Raw genomic sequence first — 23,462 nt, forward strand, 5'->3', positions numbered from 1 at the left:
AAAAGACAATTCATAACAAAAGAGCAGCCCAAAAGGCTGCTCTTTTTGTACCGGGGGGATTTTTAATTTTAAAGTTAGGCAGGGGTAAACTGGAAAGAATGGATGATGATCTCCACTTCCTGTGCATTTGAAGGCGCGAGTCCATTGAATAACCATAAATTCATGTGTACAGGCAAAGCTTCTGTGCTCACCGGGAAACCCGAATCCGGAGTACTCCATGGAAAGAAGGAATTGCCTTCGAGTTCATTGTGTCCGTGATAAGCTTTGTAAGTCACCTTCTGACTGTTTCGCTGAAATTTGTAGGTAGAGTAAGTGCCGTTTAGCGCAAGCTCATAAGTATTGAATTTACGCGTTGCAGGATCTCCATAAGCCGGATAAACGGTATAATTGAAATTAGGCCATGCCGAATTGCCCCATCTTGCAAACTCGATGTCTACCTCATGATGTCCGTCATCGCCGCTTTTATAATTGAACAGGCCTAAGATTACATTTTTGTCCAGTTGATCTACTGCGCCTTCCACTTTCCATACATAAGAACCATAGCCAAACTCCTGCAGGGAACTGACCTCAGCGCAATTCCACCTTCCCGTAGCGGGATCTCTTTTGATTCTTAAATGGAGCAGACCTTGTGCATCTACCCATACACTGCTGTTGGCCCAATAATTAGGTCCGGGACCACCCACAGCGAGATCTGTTACATTTTTAACCTGCCAGGTATAGCCACTGAAATTGATGATGGTTGCCCCCGGAACAGGGACTACTGCTGATTTTGAATTTACTTTTTCTGATTTAGGATGACCTGCGTTTTCAGCATTTGAGTCTTTCTTACACGAGAAGAAGACGATGGCAAGTATTGCCATAACATAGATTTTTTTCATTTTGGTTGATTATAGGGTTGATAAATTTTGTCAGACATCTCTGATGTCTAAACACAAGTGCAGGGAAACCCGGACTTTTACCAATTAAAGGACGAATAAATTTTATAGCTCCGCCTAAGTGTTTAATATTGCATACCGCTTATAAAAAGCAATGAAGCTATTTATGATAGCTTCACTACCATTAATAATTATGTACTGATGAAAAATATACTGCTTGCAAGTACCTCAACCCTGTTTGGAGAAGAATATCTGGCTTATCTCCTGCCCGAATTAAAGTCTTTCTTTGAAGGGATTTCTGAGATTGTATTTATTCCCTTTGCACGTCCCGGAGGCATCAGCCATGATGAGTATACAGAGAAGGTCAGAGAGGTATTTCATTCCCTGAACATTAGCGTAAGGGGGCTTCATACTTTTACTGATCCTCTGGAAGCCATCCAACAGGCGGAAGGTTTTTTCACGGGAGGAGGGAATACCTTCCTGCTGGTTCAACAGCTTCATCAACTCAACCTGATGGAGGACCTTAAAATAGCCGTGGAAGCTGGCACCCCTTATCTGGGGACGAGCGCAGGCAGCAATATCGGTGGCCTCAATATGAAGAATACAAACGATATGCCCATTGTATATCCTCCTGATTTTACCACGATGGGACTTGTTCCTTTTAACATTAATGCGCATTATCTGGATCCGGATCCAAACAGCACACATAACGGCGAAACCAGAGAAACCCGGATCAAAGAATTCCATGTCTTTAATGACACTCCGGTAGTGGGGCTCAGGGAGGGAAGCTGGATCCGCGTTCAGGGGGAAGAGGTAACGACTGTAGGAAACAGGCCTTCCCGCATATTCAGACCACAAATGGCACCTTATGAACTGGAGTCAGGCTCGGTATTAAGATTTTAACCCGGGACGGAAATCGCCGGTATTATATCATTATATTTGTTTTGAGGCGATTTTTAAATGACACAGAAAACAAATTCTTTTAAATGCTATCCGCTTGGTGATGCCGCAGTCGTGATCCAGCTTGGTGATCAGATCAGTCCTGCCATCAATGCAAAGGTGCGGGCGATATGTGCTTACCTGGATGAGTATAGCTTTGAAGGTTTTATCGAATATGTACCTGCATTTACTACGGTGACCTTATATTATGAACCCTGGGTCATCAACTACACTAAATTGCTGCCGCTCCTTCAGGAAATGGCAAATGAAGTGCTGGAAGAACAGGAGGTTCCATCGGGCCCGGTATTGGACATTCCCGTTCTATATGGGGGCGAATGGGGGCCGGATCTGGACTTTGTAGCCAGTCATAATAAGATCAGCACCGCTGAAGTAATTGCCCTTCATACCGCCCCGGAATACCTGGTGTATATGATCGGTTTTGCACCTGGCTTTCCTTATCTCGGCGGAATGAACGAATTGATTGCTACCCCAAGAAAAGATACACCAAGAATGAAAATTGCTGCCGGATCGGTAGGCATCGCAGGGGAACAAACAGGGATCTATCCCATTGAAACCCCGGGAGGATGGCAGATCATCGGCAGAAGTCCGATTGATCTTTTTGACCTGAACAGGGAAGTTCCTGCATTCCTTAAAGCGGGTGATAAAGTACGCTTTGTCGCAATTTCCGAAAAAGAGTTTAAGAAAATAAGGAGGAGTAAAAATGGGGATTAAGGTGCTTAAAGGAGGCTTACTCACGACCATTCAGGATGCCGGACGTTATGGATACCGTAAAGATGGGATCATCGTAGCTGGTGCAATGGATGCCCATGCCTTGAAATTAGGCAATATGCTCGTTGGAAATACAGGCGGAGAAGCCGGTATAGAATGCACATTGATGGGGCCTTTTCTTCTTTTTGAAGAAGATCAGCTCATGGCCATTACCGGTGCCGATCTTTCTGCTGAAATTGACGGCATCCCGGCTCCAATGTGGCGTCCGGTATTTGTCCATAAAGGCGCAGTGTTATCTTTCGGTCAGGCCCGCTCAGGATGCCGTACTTATCTGACGATTCATGGAGGTTTCGACCTGCCACAGGTATTGGGGAGCTATTCCACTTACCTTCGTGCTGGTTTTGGCGGTTTGGAAGGCAGGGCTTTAAAAACAGGAGACCTGATCCCTTTCAAATCTGCTACACCTGAACTGCCAGTTGGATTCAAGTGGTCGCTCAGCCCTAAAATGTATCAGCGATCACAGGATGAGGTTATCAGAGTGGTTAAAGGACCTGAATTTGAAGGCTTTCATGAAAAAAGTATCGCCGCAATACTTACAGAGAAATTTAAGATCAGTAAGGAAGCAGACCGGATGGGCTATCGCCTGGAAGGGGCTCAATTAAAACTGCGTAAAAAGCAAGACATGTTATCTTCTGCGGTGGCTTTCGGAACGGTCCAGGTAACTGCGGAAGGAAATCCGATTGTCTTAATGGCGGATCATCAGACGACCGGTGGTTATCCCAGAATCCTACAGGTAGTCAGTGTGGACTTAGGTAAGCTGGCACAATTCCAGACCGGCGATCTTTTAAGCTTTGAATTAATTACCTTAGCTCAGGCACAAACCCTGCTGATTTCTGCGGAACAGGAACTCAGACAACTCAAACAAACATTAACTTTTAAATATCCAATCAATGGTTAACCGTTATACCGCTGATCTGAATTGCGATATGGGGGAAGGCTTTGGGGCTTTCGATATCGGAAATGATGAAGCCATATTGCCTTTCGTTTCTTCGGCCAACATTGCCTGTGGTTTTCATGCAGGAGATCCTGCGGTGATGAAAAAGACCGTTCGCCTGGCGCTGAAGCATGGTGTCGCTATCGGTGCACATCCGGGATTGCCCGATTTACAGGGCTTCGGGAGAAGGGAAATGGCGATCAGCCCCGAAGAGGCTTATGATATGGTGGTTTATCAGATCGGTGCCCTGACTGCTTTCGTGAAATCCGAAGGCGGATCAATGCAGCATGTGAAACCTCATGGTGCATTGTACAATATGGCCGCGGCAAATAAAGGTCTTGCAGTCGCGATTGCAGAAGCAGTATACAAAGTTGATCCGGAACTTATTTTATATGGATTGTCTGGTTCGGAGTTGATCCATGCCGGAACAGCAGTCGGTTTACAGGTGGCCAATGAGGTCTTTGCAGACCGGACCTATCAGCAGGACGGCAGCCTGACCTCCAGGAAACAAGCCAATGCCCTGATCACCGATCATGAGCTGGCCATCGCTCAGGTCATTAAAATGATCAAAGAAGGAGAGGTGCTTTCTCAACAGGGGACTCCGGTTAGCATTAAAGCGGATACCATTTGCATTCATGGAGATGGACATTCGGCTGTAGCATTTGCCAAAGGCATTTATGCTGCTTTTAAGAAGGAAGGGATTACCTTATCTTCCACCAATCAACCGCGTGCGATCGCCAATAATTCCGCTGAATGAAGATCATAAAAAACAGAAGTGTCCTTATGGGGGCCGCATTTCTAATGGCAACCTCTGCCATTGGCCCGGGCTTTTTAACACAGACCACGGTCTTTACGCAATCATTGGGCGCAAGCTTTGGATTCGTTATCCTCACTTCCATTATCATCGATATTGGTGTCCAGCTGAACATCTGGAGGGTGATCGCGGTCTCCGAAAAAAGAGCTCAGGACATTGCAAATATGCTGCTTCCCGGTTTGGGAGGCTTCATTTCCCTGCTGATTGTTTTAGGCGGACTGGCTTTTAATATCGGCAACATCGCGGGTGCGGGACTGGGGCTTCAGGCTTTATTGGGCGTTTCGGTAACTACCGGAGCGGTGATTTCTGCTGCGCTGGCCGTTGCCATTTTCCTGATCAGGGAAGCGGGAAAGGCCATGGACCGTTTTGCACAGGTCATGGGTTTCATCATGATCATTGTCATCATTTACATCGCCATCACTTCAGCTCCTCCGGTAGGAGAGGCCGTACTGAGGACTTTCGTTCCCTTAAAAATAGACCTGGTTACCATTGTTACTTTAGTAGGCGGTACGGTTGGGGGGTACATCACCTTCTCCGGAGGTCACCGTTTACTGGATGCCGGAATTAAGGGAAAAGGGGCTTTGCAGGAAGTGAGCACGAGTGCGGTAATGGGAATTTCTGTAGCCTCGCTGGTTCGTATCTTCCTGTTTCTGGCTTCGTTGGGTGTGATCAGTAAGGAGCTGGCGATCGATGCGGGTAATCCTACGGCTTCTGTCTTTCAGCTGGCTGCGGGCGAAATCGGTTATCGCCTGTTTGGCCTGGTGATGTTTTCTGCTGCAGTAACTTCAGTGATTGGTTCTGCTTATACTTCCGTTTCTTTTGTGAAATCTTTCAGTCCTAAGATCGCTAAAAATGAAAACAAAGTGATCATTGCTTTTATCCTGGTTTCGACTTTCATCTTTATCCTGGTCGGGAAACCGGTAAAGCTCCTGATCCTTGCCGGAGTGGTGAATGGTTTTATCCTGCCGGTTACCCTGGCTACCATTCTTTTTGCGGCTTACAAAACCCGTATTGTCGGGGATTATAAACACCCGGTCTGGCTGACCTGCTTTGGCGTATTGGTGGTGTTGATCATGACCTTCATGAGTGGGAAAGTGCTGTTTGGAATGATCAGCTAAGCAAAAGGCGGATGCTTACTTAGCCGCCGCCTGTAATGCCCTTTGTAGAAAACCTTGTTGTTTCAGCTTTTCCTCTACCTCGGTAATGGCTTTGAGCAGGTTATTCTCTGTGGCAGTAATTTCGGTAAAGACGCCGACCATTAATTGCCAGACGGGTTGCATCCGGATAATCAGTTCTTCTCCCTTGCTGCTCAATTGAATCAGGCGTTTCCGTTCGTCTTTTTTATCCTTCTTAGAGCGGATCAGCTTTTGCTTTTCCAGTTCTTTCAACAGGCTGATGGTGGAAGGGTGGGTGTATCCGATTTCAGAAGCCAGATCCACGACACCCAGGATCCCTTTGTGATGAAGGGTATAAATTACAGGAAACCATTTGGGCTCAAAATCAATGTCATAACTTTTATACAGCAATGCCCCGTCCTTTCTGAACTGCTCGCTCAACCTTTGAAGCCTTGTAGAGATGGCAAGAATGCCCGATTCATCAATTACATTCATGATTTGATCGCTAAATGATAAAATACATTGTCAGCACTCATGAGTGGAAATAATTCGGGAAGTGCCGACTTCTCAATTTTCTCAAATCCGTTTCTTTCGTAAAAACGCATGGCCGCCTGGAGCACAGAAACCGTTCCAAGGTACAGGTGGCGGATGTTCTTTTCTTTGCAGTACGCAATGAGTGTTTCCAGCAGCAGCTGCGCCAGTCCAAGCGCTTTACCTCTGAAATCCTTTTTCACAAACATTTTTCTGATCGCTGCCGAATCGTTGTCGTACTTAATCAAAGCAATGGTACCGGCAAGTTCTTCATTCACCTTTGCGCCCCAGAAACCGCCGCCGGTCTGATAGTACGCATTTTCAATGTCCAGTAAATCGGGTTGATCATTTAAAGTAATCGGAACATTAAACTCTATTTGCTGAATGGGCAGAATGATGTCGATCACTGCTGCCGAAGATTCATTTTTGATGGGTACGATTAAAACTTCCATTTGTCATTTGAATTATTGTAATTCAAAACTACGTAGTTGACTACATATATACAAGCTGATTTTGTTTTTTTACTTATCTTTGTTGAAATATTGTGGCTAAGGGAAGATATGGTAACAGATGAAGGGAAAGAAAATACAGATGCCATTTCCTGTTTTGGCTATTGTAAGGATTGTGGGGAAATGCACGAGTTGCCATCGGAACTCGCTATACCTCATTGCCATGCGCTGATGGCTGAACTTGCGGAACACCGGAGAATAGACTTTGATGTTGCACTGGAAGATGCGGATCCGCGCTTGTCTACAGATGGACTATATACTGCGATGAGAGGCAGGATGTTTGGCATCCTGGTCTGCCAGGATGCGGAAGGGAAAGAAGTGATCCTACGCGCTTTTTCTTCCCGGCACAATGGGGTCTGGAATGTTTCCGGATGGGTTCCTCCATTGGTAGATGAACATCGTTTTGTAGCCGAAGTAGCCCTTGGAAATCTCGACATTCATCCCCTCACAGATCTGATTGCTACCTTGCCTAAAGAATCTAAAGAATGGTATTTGAAGATCGCCGAAAGAAGAATCGTTTCCCATGGCATCCTCGCGAAACTCAATGCCCTTTACGAAATTCACAATTTCAGGAACGAAAAACGATCACTGGAAGCTGCTTTTTACCTGGAAAAAGGAATTCCTGTAGGAACCGGCGATTGCTGTGCACCGAAATTATTGAATTATGCAGCAATACATCATTTGAAACCCATCAGCATGGCTGAGTTTTTCTGGGGAAAGGAAACTGCCTCCGGACACCGCAAAGAAGGCGGTTTTTATGCCTCTTGTGCCGAAAAATGCCAACCGCTGCTCGGTTATATGCTCTGTGGTGTAAACAATCCGATACAGTAGATCTATATCGGCTCATAATTAGTATCTTGTTTTAGCGTTCTTATAAATTATGTTTAACTTTGAATTTTGTAACCTTAACACCCAGAGGTCTTACTGAAAATTTTATAGGTCCAGTTTTCTTATCAATGAAAAACAAGCAGCGCTCTTTCCTGGTTATATCGGTAATAATACTTTTATTTATTGCTTTTCTTTTTCGTAATTCAGTAGTTCAGCGGTCGGAACAACGGGTATTGATATCAAGTCTTAAAGAATTAGAAGGAAACAGCCGTCAGATCTCTAAGCTGGATACCATTACCATGAGCCTGCAAACTGCAGAGAATAATTTCAGAATGTACACCACTTTGTGGGATACCGTATACTTTAAAAAATATACCAAAGAAGTGCTTTTGATCTCTGGTTTGCTGGAAGACCTGACCGTGGAAGACACCAGCAAGATCTCCGGTCATATTGTCGGCGACCTGAAGAGTAAGAAAGGGCAAATGATGCTTTACGGTGAAATTAAGAAGCTGACCGATTCCCTGAACAACGTCAATGTGGAACTGGAATTGCTCAAGATCACCGGAGATGTACCCAAGTTAAGACCTACCCCTAAGGCCACCTTGAAAAAGACAACCAAGGTAGAACAATTGAAAGCCTCCCCGGAAGTAAAAAAAGAGAAGTTCTTTAAGCGTCTGAAAAACGCCATCCTGAATAAAGAAGAACTTAAAGATTCGGTTAAAACACTCAAAACAGAAGTGACTTATGAACAAGCTCCTTCCAATGTAGATGAATATAATAAAAAGCAGCTGGAGCGGATTGAGCGTTTCTATGCCGGTCTGTATGAAGACTTAAAAAATAACCGTAAAAAACTGGGCCAGAAGGAAGAGGCCATTTTGAAGCTCAATGAAAAAATATTTCAAAGCATAAAACAATTGTTTCAGGAATTCAGAAATGAGGAGAGCATCAATTCTGAAGCAAAAAAGGCCTCTTTAAAAGATCGGGCAAACAGCTCTGTTCAGGCCATAGGCAGATCAGGACAGATCAATTTTGGAATCAGCATATTGTCTTACCTCGCCATCATTCTGTTGATGTGGAAGCTCTATAATGCCTATGATAAGACGGTGAAAGCAAACCAGCTGGCGGCAGAGCAGGTGGTCATTAAATCGAGGTTCTTTACGAGCATCAGCCATGAAATGAGAACGCCTTTAAATGCGATCATAGGGGTGTCAGAACAGTTGAAATCTACGCCGCTGAATGAAGACCAGCGCTCCATGTCTAAACTACTGGACAACTCTTCTTCCATGTTATTGTCGGCGGTAAATGAAGTGCTGGATTTTTCAAGGTTGGAAACAGGAAAGTTATCCCTGGCGAAAACATCGTTCCGCTATAAAAGGATTCTGAAAGAAATCTCTGAAACCGCTAGGGTTCTGGCAGATCAGAAAGGATTAATTCTGGAATTGGTACAGGGCGCAGCTCCGGACCTGTTGCTCGATGGCGATCCTTACCGACTGAAACAGATCGTCATGAACCTGACCGCCAATGCCATCAAGTTTACGGATAAAGGAAAAGTGAGCATTCATGTGAGTGTTAAGAAGGCAGATGAAAAACAAGCTACTTTATTAATTAAAGTCATAGATACGGGAATAGGGATTTCAAATGAGAACCTTCCTTTGATCTTCAATGAATTTTCACAGGTCATCAATTCGAAACGCAGCGACTGGCAAAAGGGCTCAGGACTGGGCTTGCCGATCAGCAAGAAGCTTGTGGAATTGCATAGAGGAAAGATCTCTGTGGAAAGCAGCCTGGGTAAGGGCTCTACCTTTATCCTGGAAATCCCTTATGCCATTGCCCCAAAAGATACAGAAGACCGTGCAGGGGAGAAATCTCCGGTCATCAACAGCGACCGGTTCAAAGACCTTCACCTCCTGGTGGTCGACGATTCGGAAATGAATTTGCTGGTCATAAAAATGATCTTTAAGAAACTGGGAATTAGCTTTGATACCGCAAATGACGGACAGGAAGCGCTCACCTTCCTGGAGGATAAGCGATATGATATGGTCCTCACAGATATCCAGATGCCCGAAATGGATGGTATTGAACTGACCAAAAGAATCCGTGCGCTGGAGGATCCCACCAAGGCACAATTGCCTGTGATCGCCATCACCGGACAAATCACCAGTGAATCACATGACCGCTATATTTCTGCAGGGCTTAATGATTACATCATCAAACCGTTTACAGAAACAGAATTGATGGAGAAAATACTGGATTACATCAACTAATTCTGTTTTTTTAAGCCTGCCGATCAGTCATTGTAAAATTACGCAAACGATTGAAATGCGAAATGCAATCGTTTGTGTACAGAATGCTGTTTTTCAGTAGCTGTTTTTGGTTATTATTTCACTAAAATTGTGATTGACGATAACAAAGTAGGTGATGAAAAATAAACTCCATGGTTTCCTGTTAATGGCTGCAATACTATTTGTAAGCGCTCCGGTTTTGGCACAACTGAACATTATTCCGCTTCCTAAAAAAGTAGAAGAACGGGGAAGTCCGTTTGTGATCAGGCCACAAACTAAGATCTGGTTTGAAAAAGGCCTGAAGCCTCAGGCAGAACTACTGGCTGCAGCGTTATCTCCGGCTACGGGATTTGACTTTATACCGGAAGAAGCGAAAAATCCAACCAAAGGAATTGTTTTGAGCACCGGCAACCCGGGATCAGCTAATAAGGAAAGTTATCGTCTCAGTGTGAATAAAGACCTGATCCAGATCACTGGTCAGCACAGTGCGGGTGTTTTCTATGGCATCCAGACGCTATTGCAAATGCTGCCTGCAGAAATCTATAACAAACAACGCCAAAAATCAGTGAACTGGGAGGTTAAAGGTGCCTTAATCGAAGATGCCCCGCTTTATCCCTGGAGGGGAATGATGCTGGATGTGTCCCGTTATTTTTTCGGAAAAGACTATGTACTGAGGTTCATCGATATGATGGCCATGTACAAAATGAATACCCTTCACCTGCACCTGACCGATGATGCGGGATGGCGTATGGAGATCAAAAAATATCCAAAGTTAACTTCAATAGGAGCCTGGAGAGGAGTGGGGCCAGAAAGAACAGGAGGTTATTATACCCAGGAAGACATGAAAGAAATGGTGGCTTACGCGACCTTAAGAAACGTAGACATCATTCCGGAAATTGAATTGCCGGCACATGCGCTGGCTTCTATCGCTGCTTATCCGTTTTTGGCTTGTACAGGAGAACAACATGAAGTTCCGGCTCAGCATTTCATCAGCAAAGACATCTATTGTGTGGGCAGAGAATCGACTTTCGATTTTTTAGCAGACGTATTTAAAGAAACGTTCGCCATATTCCCTTCTAAATATATTCATATTGGTGGTGATGAAGCCGTTTACGACCGCTGGAAAGAATGTCCGCATTGCCAGAAGAAAAAGAATGAACTGGGATTGAAAACAGAAAAGGAATTGCAGGTATACTTTAATCAAAGGGTACAAACGATGGTTAAGAAATATGGAAAGACCATTGTTGGCTGGGATGAAATCATTGAAGATGGCTTGAAAGAGAAAGCGGTAGGAATGGTTTGGCACGATGAGAAAAAAGCATTTAAGGCCGCAGAAGCAGGACATTATTCTGTGATGTCGCTGACCGGATATTGCTATTTTGATGTTGCTGAAAGCAGTATTCCCGGAGAAATTAAAGCCGCCGGATGGCTTCCGCCAATTTCTTTGGAAAAGGTCTACCAATTGAACCCGATGCTGAAAGGTATGGACGAAAAATACCGCCCCCTGATCTTAGGTGCATCTGCAACCTTATGGTCAGACCAGTTTATCCATGGAACCATACTTCAGGAGCTTCCACAGCTCAATGAAAACCGTTCGGAGAAATATTTCGACTACCTGACCTTTCCAAGGATGTCTGCATTGGCTGAAGTCTGCTGGACACCGGTAGCAAGACAAAGCTGGACTGCTTTTGAACAACGCCAGAGCACGCATTACAACCGTTACGATCAGGCGGGTTATGGCTATCGTTTGCCTCAGCCTAAACTGATCAGCAATGAAAAAGGAGATCAGGGATATACCATAAAGCTGGAAAACACGGTAAAGGACGCACAAATCAGGTATACAACCGATGGAACACTTCCAAATGTTCATTCTGCGATCTACAACGGAGCAGTAACGGTTGCCAAACTGAACGATTTTTACGCAATTACAGTGATGAACAGCAACCAGTATTCTCTACCATTATACTTCCCAGAGAAATATGAGAAGTTCAGGAAATATGGGGAATTTGTGGCAGACTGGAACCCTTCAAAAGTAAAAGGTAAAGACTTCGCTGTTTTTGAAATGAATGGCTCCGGAAAGATCAATGCAAACGGAGCTTATACGCTTTCTTTCTGGTATACCGAAGGAACGTCCAGACTGGATATCCAGAGCGTAGAGGTTTTTAAAAACGGACAGAAGATTGCGGAAGATGTACATGAAGGATTTACCGGAGGATCGACGAAAGACAATGAGTACAAGTTTCAGATCAGCAATTACGAAACCGGTGCTGCTTTCAGTATCAAAGCTAAAGTACGTGGAGACGTGAGTAACGATAGCAATGGTGTGGTCATGATCAGAAAAAATTAAGAAGGTAAAGGAACTGACTGGTTTGATGTAAATAATGATAACTTTACCTTTATGAAAACGTTAATGCTCTCGGTAATGACACTGTTCAGTGTCGTTACCACCGAATATGCACTTGCAGGAAAACGGCTGATGACAACCGGACATTACTCCTGGGAGGGTGGTTATGAGATTGGGTATATCAACAGATCAGGACAAAGGTTTGCTGAAATCGGCTCATTCAAAGGAAAGTGTAAGACTGCGAGGTCTAAGAATACGAAGATCCAGGTCTTGCTGAATAAAAAAGGAGAAGTGATTAAGCTTAAGCCTTCCTTCTACAAATAAATTCTCCATTGCCAATTGGAACGGTTAAGGCATCAAACCGCTCGTCTTTAAGCACCTGATCAATCATCGGCTTGATGCCTTCATATTGATCTATGGCATTGTCGGCGACGATCAGTCCATTGAATACCATTTTAGTAGCAATGGCTTCGAAACAATTCTTATAGATTTCTTTTTCTGCATCCATAAAGCAAAAAGCAATTGGACCCAGCTGCGGGGCATGGTTTAAAAAGTCTCCATGGATAAGCTCAATATGAGCTTCCAATCCGGCAATCCGGAAAGTTTCCCTGGCGAGCTTCACTTTTTCTTCGTCAATCTCAAAAGTCCTGACCATCCTTCCCTGCTCTTTCGCTGCAAAAGCCAGCCATAGGGTAGAGTAACCGGCACTGGTCCCGATTTCAATGATTTCCCCTTCCGGTAAATTAACGGCAAGAAGAGACAGGAATTTTCCGGTATCCGCATTGATCTGTCGCAGTCTCTTACTTCTGGGTGTTCCATCTGTCCGGTCTCTAAGGTCGATCGCTTCCAGATACTGCATTCTTTCTTTTAATGGCTGACTGATTTCGCTAAACATATAGGTCTTATGGAATCAAATTTAAATATTAACAGATGAACTTACAACTATTGTGCAATGTCCAGCAAGCATCAGCCGGAAAGGCTGGCTTGCTGGATTTAAAAAGGTTTTTAGAACTTATAAGCCAGGGTTAACCTGTAATTTCTTGGCGCTTCTGTTTGCCATGAATAGGCTGGCGAGGAGAAATAATTGGTATAATAACTTCCGCTATATAAATATTTATCTAAGAGATTGAACACATTCAGTGTGAGCTTAATCTTGTCTTTTTCCCAGAATGCACCTGCGTTCAGCTTAAAGTAATCCGGTAAATTTTGTTCCGGATTGGTGGTGCTGTAGTTTGCAGTTGCCCGGTCAATCAGGTAAGTAAAGCTCCCCGAAAGTCCTGTGCCTTTTAATGCTCCATCCTGAACTTTATATTCCAGCCATGAGTTGATGGTATGTTTAGCAAAACCAGGAGTCAGCTGTCCTTTGATAAAGCTCGTTCCGGCAGTTGCTTCCGTGACTTTTGAATCGGTATACGCATAGTTAACCATGGCATTTAATCCGGTCAGGATTTCCCCCTTTAAATCAAATTCTATCCCTTGTGATGTTTTTTCTCCAAGTACAACACTTAATCCTGAGTTTGGCGCACTGTTCGGATCTCCGGTAAGCTCATTTTTCTTGATGATCCGGTAAGCAGAAATGGTGGTATTCCATTTGCCATCAAACCAATCCTTCTTTAGACCGATTTCCATATTGTTTCCGGTCACCGGTTTTATGTTTCCTCCACCAGCTAATTTTCCGCCTTGCGGGATAAATGCCTGATCGTATAAACCATAAACAGAGAGGTTCTTATCTACAGACACGCTTAGACCAATACGCGGACTAAAATGTTTTGCTTTGGTTTGTGCGCCTCCCCATTGCGACTGCGTCACATAGGTGTACCTTCCGGCAAGGGTAAGGCGGATCTTATTTTCAAGAAAACCAAGTTCGTCCTGAACATAAATCCCACTGTACCTCTGGTCCATTATTCCACCTGCTTTAACGGCTCTTGCCGGTAAATCCAATGTGCGGTCGTACTGAGGGTAACCGTTTGCCGGAGCGCCGTATACCGGATTTAAGGGGTCAAATTCTCCGCCAACGGTATCCAGATTATGGCCTTGTGCCCAATCTGCCATATAATCCTTCGTCCCAACGTCCAGTCCGGCAAGGATGCGGTGTTGAACGCTGCCCGTTTTAACCGCGCCATTCAGGAACACCTGACCCATGGTCATTTCGCTTTTAGCATCCCAGATGCCTACCGCTCTGATCATTTTTCCCTGGGCATTTACGTCCGATGGCCACATGCTTGTTCCGCTTTGTGAATAGTTGAAATAGGAACCCTGAGCGGTTAATTTCCATTGGTCACTCAACTGATGTTCCAGGTTCAGAAAGGCGCTGTGGTCATTGATTCTTGTTGGGCTCAGGCCCGGAGGCATTGCAGTGAAATCTACAGGTAGTGTCCCGTATCCAAAAGGGGAGAAGGCATAATAAGAACCGATGTCGCTCATTTTTGCATATTGAAGTGTATACTCCGCAGTGATTTTTGTCTTATCGTCCAGCTGGTAAGAAATTACAGGAGCAAAGCTATACCTGTTGTTATACTCATTGGCACGGTGTGATTTTTTGTTTTGTCCGGCTGCATTCAGGCGATACAATAAACGTCCGTCTCTGCTTAATTTTCCGTCCAGGTCTACAGCCGTGCGGTATAGGTCGTAACTTCCTAAAGTCATGCTTACTTCTCCTTTGGTTTCTCCCGTAGGCTTTTTCGTCACCACATTATACAGACCACTTGGATCACCGTTGGCGAGCATAAATCCTGCAGGGCCTTTTACAAATTCAATATGGTCTACAAAACTCATGTCTTCGGTAAGTGGCCCCCAAAAAGAACTCACTACGTTAAAACCATTTCTAAAAGCCTGGATTTGTGATCCACGCATCAGGATATTGGCATATAAATCACCCCAGTGTTCCAATCTTACTGCACCACTCACATTTCGGATCAAACCGTCACTCATGCTGATGATCTGCTGATCTGCCAATGCTGCGGAAGTGACCACCTGAATATTTTGAGGGATTTCCAGCAATGGTGCCGCTAACCTTAGGGAAGTAGAGACCTTATCGGTTTTATACTTCCTTTTATTGGTCGAAATGTTGACCTCAGTAAGGGTACTGAGTTTTTCATTCAGAATGAAGTCGGCCGTAACGATAGCAGAAGCGATCACCTCTATCGACCTTGTTTGTGAAGATAAGCCAATTGCGCTGACCTTAATGGTATATTTTCCCGGAGTTACCTGTGCTATGGTATAATCACCGTTTTTATCTGTGGTAGCCCCAAATGGTTTTCCCAGTAATTTAACAGAAACATAACCTGCCCCATGGCCATCAGCGGTCGTCACCCTTCCTTTTATCCCTGCACTTTGTTGTGCCATGGCAAGATTAAAGCTGACACTCAATAACAACAGGATTCGTAAAAATTTCATATACGCGTATATTTTTATGGTTTAAATAATATTTACGCGCAAAGTAAGTCTTTATTTAGATTAATTACAAACAGCGTGCTGTGCTATTTTTCTTAGGCCATAAAAAAAGCATCAGGATTTCCTGATGCTTTTTCACTTAAACCGAAATAAGGGAGTGTTAAGCTATTGCTTTACAAATTTGAATTTTTGTGAATTCCCGGAGCTTGCGGTCCATATTTGAATTTTAGTTCCTCCGGCAGTGAAACCTCCGTTAACATCCAGTTGTGACAAAGGTGCACAGGCAGGAACAAGGCTATAATAACCCGCTCCTACATCTTTGATCTGCCATTTTTGTCCATTTGTGCCTGCATCATCATAGAGCTGAATCTGTGTACCATTGGTACTGAGTCCGCCGGTAACATCCATCACTTTAGTCAAGGCATGCAAAGGCTGTAATTTATAATAACCACTGCCCACACTGGTTACTTTCCATTGCTGGTTCAACGTACTGGGGCTGTTATTGCTCCAAAGGGCCACCAATGTGCCGTTGGCAGTACCACTCCCTGAAACATCAACCAGACTGGTGTTATTTACTGCAGAAATGAGCTTATAAGTTGCGCCGGACTCAATGCCGGTATTGTCTTCGCTGAGGGTACTTGGCTCAACGGACGGCTGAGGTAAGCCCAGACCTGCAATTTCGGTGTACACGCTTTCGTTGACCAGAAAACCCCATTTTCTGAAGAAATTGGTCAGGTTCCGGCCGGATACACTACAGGATTTGAGCATAAAGTAGCGCATTTTTTCGGCATCAGTGCTGACATTAGGCAATTCAACACGGGTTATTTTATGCAGGTCCTTGTAAAAATTATCACCGAAGGCCATCCAGAGTTGATGGAACATCGCCAGTCTGACCCAGGTGCCATTGGTCATAATGGCGTCGCTGTTGAAATTTTTAGACGGACTGGTATTCGCCAGGTAAGTGGCAACGGCAGGCCATACATTATCCCGTTTAAGCCTCGACGGACTAACGCCCATGGCACGTTCCACAGCCAGACTGTAAATGTTCACCGTGACTTCCCCCAGGGTGCTCCATTTCCAGGCAGCTTGTTGGTGCATGTGCCCTAGTTCATGCCATGGACCCCAGCCATCAACGGTACCAATAGTTGAGGTAAAGGCAGCGGGTGCCGCGGCGGTAACATAAGCCGTGCGATACCAGGTGGCAAACATCCAGCCTGTACCATCGTTCTCGGTCATCAGCATGCGCTGATTCACATTTAGCTGATGCTGGGGAGCAGAACCATCCATTCCACTAAAAGCATCTTCGACTTCCATCGTCTGATCGGCTTTGCTCAGCACATAATTGTTGTCCTGGCTTTGTGTATTTACAGCCCTTGTTCTGGAATAGACCTGATAGACCCGGTCGCCCATGAGAATCACATCAGGTGAACTGGTATAGGTAGAAAGCTGATTGGCCCAGTCGGTAGGAGTGGTTTGATTTTTAATGTACACCGGAACCCTTTGATGACCGCTTACAAAAGTAATCTTTGCACTGGATGAAGGTGTACCTGAGGTGCCAAAGCGAACCCAGATCAGGCCTCCATATTGGTCGGCGGTGATGTTGTTCGTTCCAATGGTTAACGCAAATTCCTGAGGGTTATTTTTCACTTCATATCTGGAATAAGTACCGACCAGGATCTTTGGCTTTGCGGTTCCGGTAAGTTGCTCCACGGTGACCTGTAAGGTCGCATTTGGGGCTAAATAAAAACCGGTTGCGTCAAAATCAGACCAGGGATTAATGTTCAGGCGTGTGCCTTCAGCCGTCCCCGATTTTAATTCATTAAAGACCTGAATATTGGTTCCAATGGTCGTGTTGATATTGGGGTTATTGCTGTTGGCCGCTGTTTGATCATGGACAGCAATGTTTTGTTCGGGGAGTATTTTTTGCTGTTTGCATCCACTGGAAAGCACCATACCTATGATGATGGCACTGAGAAAGTTTAGAGGTTTTAAATTCATGTTGGTTGGGATTGATTAGGTTAGGTTTTAAATGGTCAGTTTAAGGTATCGACTCATTCCTGAGCCTTAAAGTGTAGCAGGGTTAGTGCTGAATAAAATTTACAAATAATGTCCTTAAAGACCGGGAGAAAGCTCAGCGCAAACGTTTGCATGACCGGTTGATCATCAGTTAGATATGACAGAAATGAGGTGTTTGAAAGGAAGTGTGAAAGGCTGCAGAAATGATGGAATTGGCAACCGCTGGCCATGATTAGGGCTTAAAAACAAGAATTTATGCCGCCTGTTCTTGTCGCCCTTTAAATTTTCTTTTTGTCAGGATATCAGGTGTTTACAGTAGAATCCGGACTGCTGACTACGCAAACGTTTGTGTAATCACATTTATAAACCTGAATTATAGCTTTACCTGTCGGATGATGTTTTTAACGTTCAGCTCAATAATGTCCGTCATGGTCTTACATTCCAGGTAATTCGGATCTGCAAAATGTTCCGCCATGCCTATTTTTAACGTATTTGTATTCTCTGCAGTGGTTAAGGTATCTGCGTTGGATACATCTCTTAAATCAGCGAGGCGATGCCTTTCACTCCGCACACGATGCAGTATGGATGATTTTTCTTCCTGCTGATATTGCAGAAAGGTCTTATCGGTCAATTCTTCCATACACAGTTTGACATAAGGGAAATTCTCTTTGAAAAACTGCGGCAAATATACTTTTACATTACCTTCGTAAAACTGCTGATCAAAATCAATGGCCCTGATCCTGAATTGAATATCATCGAAATCTGGTGTAATCTGAACCACAAAATTGTAGGCCCTCATGTCGCCCAGTAACATCACCAGGCAACGTTCGTTAAATTTCACAAATTCTTTGGCAATCCGGGTCTGGTTATATTCCGGGTTATACAGGTATGTTTTCGCAAAAACATCACCAGGGATTCCGGCAATATGTTCTTCAATCAGTGTCTCCCGGTCTACCAAATAATTGACCTGGTTGGGAGAGAGGATCTCTTCCATCTCGAGTCCGTAAATTCTGGAAGCATCTGCTTTTTTAACATAAAAATAGTCGTACACATCATTTAAGCGGTTTACAATCCTGATGCGGAAAGGATGGGTATTCCCAAAAGTGCAGTATTCAATCTTGTCGATATACTTATGCTGAACGATCCGCAGGTTTCCGGATGCCTTTAGATTGGCATAAATCACTTTTAAACCATTGTGCAGGTTTTCCAGCTGATCGGAAGGATATATCGGCCCTTCCCAGAGCGTGTCTTTTCCATTTTTATCCATAATGGGATAAGACTCATCAAACATCAGCAAATCATTATAGGTGATCGGAAGCTTGGAATCCCGCTGATAGCTTTTCAGGTATTTCTGCAAAGCAGGAGAGACCGGGAAAACCGGTTTCTTACGGGATATTTTTACGTCTGTAGGTTCCATTGTCAGATTTTGTAACCCAATGTAGTATTTTCTTCAGTCAATTTCTCTATAACTGTAAAACGTATTTATAGGTTGTCTTTTGATTATTGTTAGTCTTGTTCGGAATATCTACCTGTTTCTAATTGTTGTTTAGCATTTTGGTAATGTTCCTGGTAAACCTGCGCAGCAGGGAGCTTTCCTCCGTAATAATTTCAACTTCTGCCTGCATTCCATTTTTCAGCACGATTTTATGCTCAGGATCTTTATTTTCAAATTGGTCGAAAGCAATCTTGGCAATAAATACGCTATCCTTAAAAGCCACATCTGAGATGTAATTGACGTTGCCGCGGATGAGCCCGTATTGTTCAAAAGGAAAGCTTCGCATTTTTACCAGTGTCCGCTGACCAACTTTTATCTTACCCATATTGTCCTGTGGGATATAGACCTCGCCAAAGAAATTCGTGTTCGCCGGGTTGATGACAAACAGCTCCTGGTTGGCATTCATCGTCTGGTTTTCCTGTACAATTCCGGCATAACTCACAATTCCTGCTACAGGAGCGCTCAACACATATAGCTTTAGCCAGGCATCGGTTTCCGTCACCATATTGCTCAGCGATTGAATGAATTTTGCTTTTTCCTCCTGAATGGTATGGTCAACTTCCAGGATTTCCTTTTGCTTGGCGGCGTAAGTTGTATTGTTGTTGATGAGTGACGTGACCGTCTGCTCCAGCGGATACTTGCCCGCGAGGTATTTGTTTTCCTGTTGTTTAAACTCATTAACGGAAATCACCCCTTTTTGATGCAGCTTTTTATACGCTTCAAATTCCTGTTCCACATTGGCATATTCTTTATCCTGAATCTTTTTCTGAATGATAATCTGGTTCTTTAACTTCTCAATTTCCACCAGGTCCTGTTGCAGGTATTTTTTTCGGTTCAGATAGTAACCGCCGTTTTGTGTAGAGATGAACTGCAGGTATTGCTGATAAAAATTCTGGTAAGCCGCCTGTAATTCACCGAGGCGTAAATTTTCCATCACCACTACCTTTGCCAGGCCTGTTTTGTTCAATTGTTCCGAAATTTGGGCCAAGGCTTCATGTAATTTAAGGATGTCCCGATGACTGGCGGTACTTTCCATAAAAGCCAAAGGTTCATTTTGCTTCACCTGAGCGCCTTCCTTTACCAAAAGCGACACAATCTTGCCCGTTTGCTTTACATATACAAGCTTTGGGGCATTCAGTGAGTTGACCTTTAACCGGGTTTTAACCACATCAGGGTACTGTATAAATGCCGATGCCAGGACAATAGAGAATAAAATCAGAAAGATTGCCGTACTTCCTCTCCGCAAGATCCAGGAAGGTACCGCAGTGATAATTTCCTGAACTTCTTCACTATTGATTTCGTATCCTTCAATTATTTCTTCTTCTTCTATTTCTTCAATATTTTTTTTAGCCATGGTGTTTATCTATTACAAAGACGGTTTTTAAGCGCCCAGTTCCAATTGGTTTCTTACAAGTTCATAGTATTCGCCTTTATTGTTGGTCAGCTCCTGATGCGTTCCCTGTTCAATGATAGCGCCTTTGTCCAGCACGATGATGTTGTCTGCATTTTTTACCGTACTCAACCGGTGGGCAACTACGACTACCGTCCGGCCCTTAAAAAAGGTCTCCAGGTTTTCCATGATCGTTTTTTCATTATTTGCATCCAGGGCATTGGTGGCTTCATCAAAAAAGATGTATTCCGGATTTTTATATACCGCACGGGCAATCAGCATCCTTTGTCGCTGGCCCTGACTAATGCCATTCCCGGCGGCACCGATTTTGGTGTTTAAGCCGAGTGGAAGTTCTTCAATAAAATCACTGATATTGGCGATTTTGATGGCATGAAGTAATTTCGGCATGTCCGGATATTCATCACCAACGGCGATATTTCTGGCAATCGTATCCGAAAAGATAAAGCCATCCTGCATCACAATCCCACATTTTCCCCTCCAATACCGGTAACCGATCTGATTTAAATAGGTGCTGCCCACTTTAATATCGCCCTTTTGGGGTTCATAAAATCTAAGCAGCAGTTTTAAAATGGTGGTCTTTCCGCTGCCGCTCATTCCCACAATGGCTGTGGTTTTTCCTTCCGGAATGCTCAGGGAAATGTCTTGTAAAACAGGTTCATTTCCTGCTCCCGGATAGCTGAACGTTAAGTTTTGAAAAGAAACGCTTTTATTTAAAGGCAATTCGGTCATGAAAGATTTATCCAGGGGCTCTTCGTCCTGAAGTTCATGGATCTCATTTAAACGTTCCAAACTGATCTTTGCATCCTGGAATTGTTGTAAGAAACCCAACAATTGCTCGATCGGACTGTTCAGCTGTCCAACGATATACTGAATGGCCATCATGGCACCCAGTGTCAGCTGTCCGTCAATTACCGCTTTGGTCACAATGAAAGTAATCAGGATGTTCTTACCCTCATTGATGAAGAAAGTTCCAACCTGCTGATACTGGCCCAATGCAAGACTCTTTACGCTAAACTTAAATAAGGAAGCCTGAATCCTTTCCCATTCCCATCTTTTCTGCTGCTCGCAATTGTTCAGCTTAATTTCCTGCATTCCGCTGATGAGCTGGACAATGTTGCTCTGGTTTTTGGAGGAAATGTCAAAACGCTTAAAATCAAGTTCCCTTCTTTTTTTCAGGAAGAAGACCACCCAGAGTGTATATACGACACTGCTCACCAAAAATATGATAAAGATGGTGACATTATAATACATCAGTACAAAGGCAAATACGACGAGGTTGAAGAGGGAGAAGATGGTGTTTAAGGAGGAGCCCGTCAGGAAACTCTGAATCCTTCCCTGGTCGCTCATCCGCTGCATAATATCTCCCGTCATCTTCGTATCAAAGAAACTCATCGGGAGTTTCATGATCTTAATCAGGAAGTCCGTCAGGATGGAAATGTTGATCCTTGTACTGATGTGCAGTAAAATCCAGGAACGGATAAAATCAATGCTCAACCGGCCCAGAAAGAGCATGGTTTGTGCAATGACAATGATATAAACGAAGTTCAGGTTCCGCGAATTTATCCCGATATCAACGAGTGATTGTGTTAAAAAAGGTAAGATCAATTGCAGGATGCTACCTACACCCAATCCAACAAATAACTGGAAGAGCAGCTTTTTATACTTGAGTAAATAGCTGAGCAGATAAGTTAAATTTAAGCCCTTATCCGGGTCGCCACCCTGGGCATAAAAATCCGGAGCCGGAGAAAGCATCAGGAGCACACCTTCTCCCTGACCATCATTCTGTGTGCTGATCCAATGTGTTTTTAATTCCTGTTCTGTATAAGCAATGAGTCCTTTTGCGGGATCTGCGATTAAATAATTCTTTCCTTTTAAATTGGTTTTTGAAGGGACTTTATATAATACCACGAAGTGGTTCTGACTCCAATGTAAGATGCAGGGCATTTCCACTTCCAACAGCATCTCCAGGTCAATCCGGACACCGGTAGTCCGGAAACCGATTTTTTCAGCAGCCTCACTGATCCCCAAAAGGGAAACCCCTTCTCTATTGATTCCCGAAATTTCACGCAGGCGCTGCAGACTATAGTTGCGGCCATAGTATTTCGAGATCATACGTAAACAGGTTGGACCACAGTCCATCTGGTCCGGTTGTTTATAAAATGGAAATTTTTTCAAGGGCTACAGCATTTATGATGTTTAAAATCTTTAGGATTAATCTGCAATTAGCCATTGCAGAGCCGTCCTTTCCTTAGTGTTTTAAATATATATAAATTAATAGGATCATAGCAAATAATATTCCTGTTCGTGCAAATTAAATTGCTGTATTGAAAAATAAAATTAATCTATGTAAAATGAATGGCCACGATAAGGACGGCCTTTTGTTTCGATATTCAGATGTACTGCTGTCACTATTGCGGTTAAAATAAACAGAAAGCCTATCGGATTGAGGAGCTTCGCCTTTTTGCGGCAACTGATGCTGCCGCAGATTTCAGAAATGGAGGGTTTAATGAAGCTCCAGCTCCTGCTGATAACAGGCGATGTATTTGGCTAAATGTAAGCCATCACAGAGGGCATGGTGTACATGGATGGAAAGCGGCAATAAAACCTGCCCATGTTCGAAAGTCAGCTTTCCGAAAGCAATTTTTGGAACACAGTCATTTACAGAGGTCGATTGCACATGTTGCATACTGGAGAATTTTATCCCGGGAAGAACGGTGTAATGAATGAGGTTGTTTAATTCCGGCCTTATTTGTAAACCCTTTGCTGCTTTTACTGCTGCAATGGCGATTTTAGCCTGTGTCATAAACCGCGTAAAATCCTCGTGGTAGTCGAAATAGGCAAAGCCGAAGGTTTCGTCATTCCTCAGAACGGTTACCGATCCGGAAATTTGCTGGTATTCGAATACCTGGTCTTGCTCCATCCGATATTTAAGTTCATTGATTTGCTGAACAGCTTTCAGTGATTTATACAGATAAAATAAGAAAAAAGGAATGTCGTAAGCTTTGCAATACTGATAAGCGGCTGTACAATTCAGGTCTGTCGTGACTCCATAAAACGGCTGTTCAAATTGCTTAAAGAAATAATAATGCTCTTTTCTTTTCCAGGTTGTAATATCTATTATAGATTTGTTTGGATCTTTCATCTGCGCAAATTGCAAGATCAGCGGATCTTATCATATGCAGTAAAG

At 43.8% G+C, this 23,462-nt stretch carries 19 protein-coding genes; 9 read left to right on the top strand and 10 right to left on the bottom strand.

Annotation, left to right across the window (positions count from 1 at the left end; translation table 11 throughout):
- Positions 1-74: 74 nt before the first annotated feature.
- Positions 75-878, bottom strand: coding sequence for a glycoside hydrolase family 16 protein (locus tag AAFF35_RS06430; protein WP_342331577.1), 804 nt, complete (start codon positions 876-878; stop codon positions 75-77).
- 198 nt (positions 879-1,076) lie between these two features.
- Between AAFF35_RS06430 and pepE the strand changes: the two genes are divergently transcribed.
- The 5 genes from pepE to AAFF35_RS06455 are packed head-to-tail and all read left to right on the top strand — an operon-like array spanning position 1,077 to position 5,469.
- Positions 1,077-1,778 (top strand): dipeptidase PepE, encoded by a 702-nt coding sequence (gene pepE, locus AAFF35_RS06435; protein ID WP_342331578.1) that lies wholly within the window; start codon positions 1,077-1,079, stop codon positions 1,776-1,778.
- A gap of 57 nt (positions 1,779-1,835) precedes the next feature.
- Entirely contained in the window at positions 1,836-2,546 is a 711-nt protein-coding gene (pxpB, locus tag AAFF35_RS06440; protein WP_342331579.1) for a 5-oxoprolinase subunit PxpB, read from the top strand.
- On the top strand, positions 2,536-3,501 hold the full coding sequence (locus tag AAFF35_RS06445) for a biotin-dependent carboxyltransferase family protein (RefSeq protein WP_342331580.1): 966 nt from the start codon (positions 2,536-2,538) through the stop codon (positions 3,499-3,501). The genes pxpB and AAFF35_RS06445 overlap by 11 nt, the downstream gene beginning before the upstream one ends.
- Positions 3,494-4,294, top strand: a complete 801-nt coding sequence (locus AAFF35_RS06450; protein WP_342331581.1) for a 5-oxoprolinase subunit PxpA — start codon at positions 3,494-3,496, stop codon at positions 4,292-4,294. Before AAFF35_RS06445 ends, AAFF35_RS06450 begins: the two co-directional genes overlap by 8 nt.
- Entirely contained in the window at positions 4,291-5,469 is a 1,179-nt protein-coding gene (locus AAFF35_RS06455; RefSeq protein ID WP_342331582.1) for an NRAMP family divalent metal transporter, read from the top strand. Before AAFF35_RS06450 ends, AAFF35_RS06455 begins: the two co-directional genes overlap by 4 nt.
- Positions 5,470-5,484: 15 nt before the next feature.
- Here the strand turns inward: AAFF35_RS06455 and AAFF35_RS06460 are convergent, their stop codons facing one another.
- Positions 5,485-5,961: a MarR family transcriptional regulator gene (locus tag AAFF35_RS06460; RefSeq protein WP_342331583.1), complete on the bottom strand. Its 477-nt coding sequence runs from the start codon at positions 5,959-5,961 to the stop codon at positions 5,485-5,487.
- On the bottom strand, positions 5,958-6,449 hold the full coding sequence (locus AAFF35_RS06465) for a GNAT family N-acetyltransferase (RefSeq protein ID WP_342331584.1): 492 nt from the start codon (positions 6,447-6,449) through the stop codon (positions 5,958-5,960). The genes AAFF35_RS06460 and AAFF35_RS06465 overlap by 4 nt, the downstream gene beginning before the upstream one ends.
- Positions 6,450-6,557: 108 nt before the next feature.
- Here AAFF35_RS06465 and AAFF35_RS06470 point away from each other — a divergent pair, with 108 nt between their 5' ends.
- From AAFF35_RS06470 to AAFF35_RS06485, 4 genes are all read left to right on the top strand, one after another.
- Entirely contained in the window at positions 6,558-7,337 is a 780-nt protein-coding gene (locus AAFF35_RS06470) for a hypothetical protein (RefSeq protein WP_342331585.1), read from the top strand.
- A gap of 125 nt (positions 7,338-7,462) precedes the next feature.
- Positions 7,463-9,598 (top strand): ATP-binding protein, encoded by a 2,136-nt coding sequence (locus AAFF35_RS06475; RefSeq protein WP_342331586.1) that lies wholly within the window; start codon positions 7,463-7,465, stop codon positions 9,596-9,598.
- Between the two features lie 154 nt (positions 9,599-9,752).
- Positions 9,753-11,963 (top strand): family 20 glycosylhydrolase, encoded by a 2,211-nt coding sequence (locus AAFF35_RS06480; protein ID WP_342331587.1) that lies wholly within the window; start codon positions 9,753-9,755, stop codon positions 11,961-11,963.
- Between the two features lie 51 nt (positions 11,964-12,014).
- A complete protein-coding gene (locus AAFF35_RS06485) occupies positions 12,015-12,284 on the top strand; it encodes a hypothetical protein (protein ID WP_342331588.1) in 270 nt (89 codons plus the stop codon).
- Here AAFF35_RS06485 and AAFF35_RS06490 read toward each other — a convergent pair.
- The 7 genes from AAFF35_RS06490 to AAFF35_RS06520 all read right to left on the bottom strand — a co-directional run bounded on the left by AAFF35_RS06490 (position 12,262) and on the right by AAFF35_RS06520 (position 23,417).
- A complete protein-coding gene (locus AAFF35_RS06490) occupies positions 12,262-12,855 on the bottom strand; it encodes a class I SAM-dependent methyltransferase (RefSeq protein WP_342331589.1) in 594 nt (197 codons plus the stop codon). The two genes, AAFF35_RS06485 and AAFF35_RS06490, sit on opposite strands and share 23 nt — an antisense overlap.
- A 110-nt stretch (positions 12,856-12,965) precedes the next feature.
- Positions 12,966-15,356: a TonB-dependent receptor gene (locus AAFF35_RS06495; protein ID WP_342331590.1), complete on the bottom strand. Its 2,391-nt coding sequence runs from the start codon at positions 15,354-15,356 to the stop codon at positions 12,966-12,968.
- A gap of 162 nt (positions 15,357-15,518) precedes the next feature.
- Positions 15,519-17,351, bottom strand: coding sequence for a M60 family metallopeptidase (locus AAFF35_RS06500; protein WP_342331591.1), 1,833 nt, complete (start codon positions 17,349-17,351; stop codon positions 15,519-15,521).
- A gap of 391 nt (positions 17,352-17,742) precedes the next feature.
- Positions 17,743-18,786: a hypothetical protein gene (locus AAFF35_RS06505; protein ID WP_342331592.1), complete on the bottom strand. Its 1,044-nt coding sequence runs from the start codon at positions 18,784-18,786 to the stop codon at positions 17,743-17,745.
- Between the two features lie 118 nt (positions 18,787-18,904).
- Positions 18,905-20,218, bottom strand: coding sequence for an HlyD family efflux transporter periplasmic adaptor subunit (locus AAFF35_RS06510; protein WP_342331593.1), 1,314 nt, complete (start codon positions 20,216-20,218; stop codon positions 18,905-18,907).
- Positions 20,219-20,245: 27 nt separating this feature from the next.
- Complete coding sequence (locus AAFF35_RS06515) at positions 20,246-22,450, bottom strand: peptidase domain-containing ABC transporter (RefSeq protein WP_342331594.1); 2,205 nt, start codon at positions 22,448-22,450, stop codon at positions 20,246-20,248.
- Between the two features lie 328 nt (positions 22,451-22,778).
- Positions 22,779-23,417, bottom strand: a complete 639-nt coding sequence (locus tag AAFF35_RS06520) for a chloramphenicol acetyltransferase (protein WP_342331595.1) — start codon at positions 23,415-23,417, stop codon at positions 22,779-22,781.
- Positions 23,418-23,462 lie beyond the last annotated feature (45 nt).

Origin of the sequence: Pedobacter sp. FW305-3-2-15-E-R2A2 (assembly GCF_038446955.1) — a bacterium.
Taxonomy (GTDB): domain Bacteria; phylum Bacteroidota; class Bacteroidia; order Sphingobacteriales; family Sphingobacteriaceae; genus Pedobacter.

Coding starts and splice junctions, on each gene's coding strand:
- AAFF35_RS06505 (WP_342331592.1), bottom strand. CDS start 18,786: ATGGAACCTACAGACGTAAAAATATCCCGTAAGAAACCGGTTTTCCCG.
- AAFF35_RS06500 (WP_342331591.1), bottom strand. CDS start 17,351: ATGAATTTAAAACCTCTAAACTTTCTCAGTGCCATCATCATAGGTATG.
- AAFF35_RS06520 (WP_342331595.1), bottom strand. CDS start 23,417: ATGAAAGATCCAAACAAATCTATAATAGATATTACAACCTGGAAAAGA.
- pepE (WP_342331578.1), top strand. CDS start 1,077: ATGAAAAATATACTGCTTGCAAGTACCTCAACCCTGTTTGGAGAAGAA.
- pxpB (WP_342331579.1), top strand. CDS start 1,836: ATGACACAGAAAACAAATTCTTTTAAATGCTATCCGCTTGGTGATGCC.
- AAFF35_RS06460 (WP_342331583.1), bottom strand. CDS start 5,961: ATGAATGTAATTGATGAATCGGGCATTCTTGCCATCTCTACAAGGCTT.
- AAFF35_RS06510 (WP_342331593.1), bottom strand. CDS start 20,218: ATGGCTAAAAAAAATATTGAAGAAATAGAAGAAGAAGAAATAATTGAA.
- AAFF35_RS06465 (WP_342331584.1), bottom strand. CDS start 6,449: ATGGAAGTTTTAATCGTACCCATCAAAAATGAATCTTCGGCAGCAGTG.
- AAFF35_RS06430 (WP_342331577.1), bottom strand. CDS start 878: ATGAAAAAAATCTATGTTATGGCAATACTTGCCATCGTCTTCTTCTCG.
- AAFF35_RS06490 (WP_342331589.1), bottom strand. CDS start 12,855: ATGTTTAGCGAAATCAGTCAGCCATTAAAAGAAAGAATGCAGTATCTG.
- AAFF35_RS06475 (WP_342331586.1), top strand. CDS start 7,463: ATGAAAAACAAGCAGCGCTCTTTCCTGGTTATATCGGTAATAATACTT.
- AAFF35_RS06495 (WP_342331590.1), bottom strand. CDS start 15,356: ATGAAATTTTTACGAATCCTGTTGTTATTGAGTGTCAGCTTTAATCTT.
- AAFF35_RS06470 (WP_342331585.1), top strand. CDS start 6,558: ATGGTAACAGATGAAGGGAAAGAAAATACAGATGCCATTTCCTGTTTT.
- AAFF35_RS06455 (WP_342331582.1), top strand. CDS start 4,291: ATGAAGATCATAAAAAACAGAAGTGTCCTTATGGGGGCCGCATTTCTA.
- AAFF35_RS06450 (WP_342331581.1), top strand. CDS start 3,494: ATGGTTAACCGTTATACCGCTGATCTGAATTGCGATATGGGGGAAGGC.
- AAFF35_RS06445 (WP_342331580.1), top strand. CDS start 2,536: ATGGGGATTAAGGTGCTTAAAGGAGGCTTACTCACGACCATTCAGGAT.
- AAFF35_RS06485 (WP_342331588.1), top strand. CDS start 12,015: ATGAAAACGTTAATGCTCTCGGTAATGACACTGTTCAGTGTCGTTACC.
- AAFF35_RS06480 (WP_342331587.1), top strand. CDS start 9,753: ATGAAAAATAAACTCCATGGTTTCCTGTTAATGGCTGCAATACTATTT.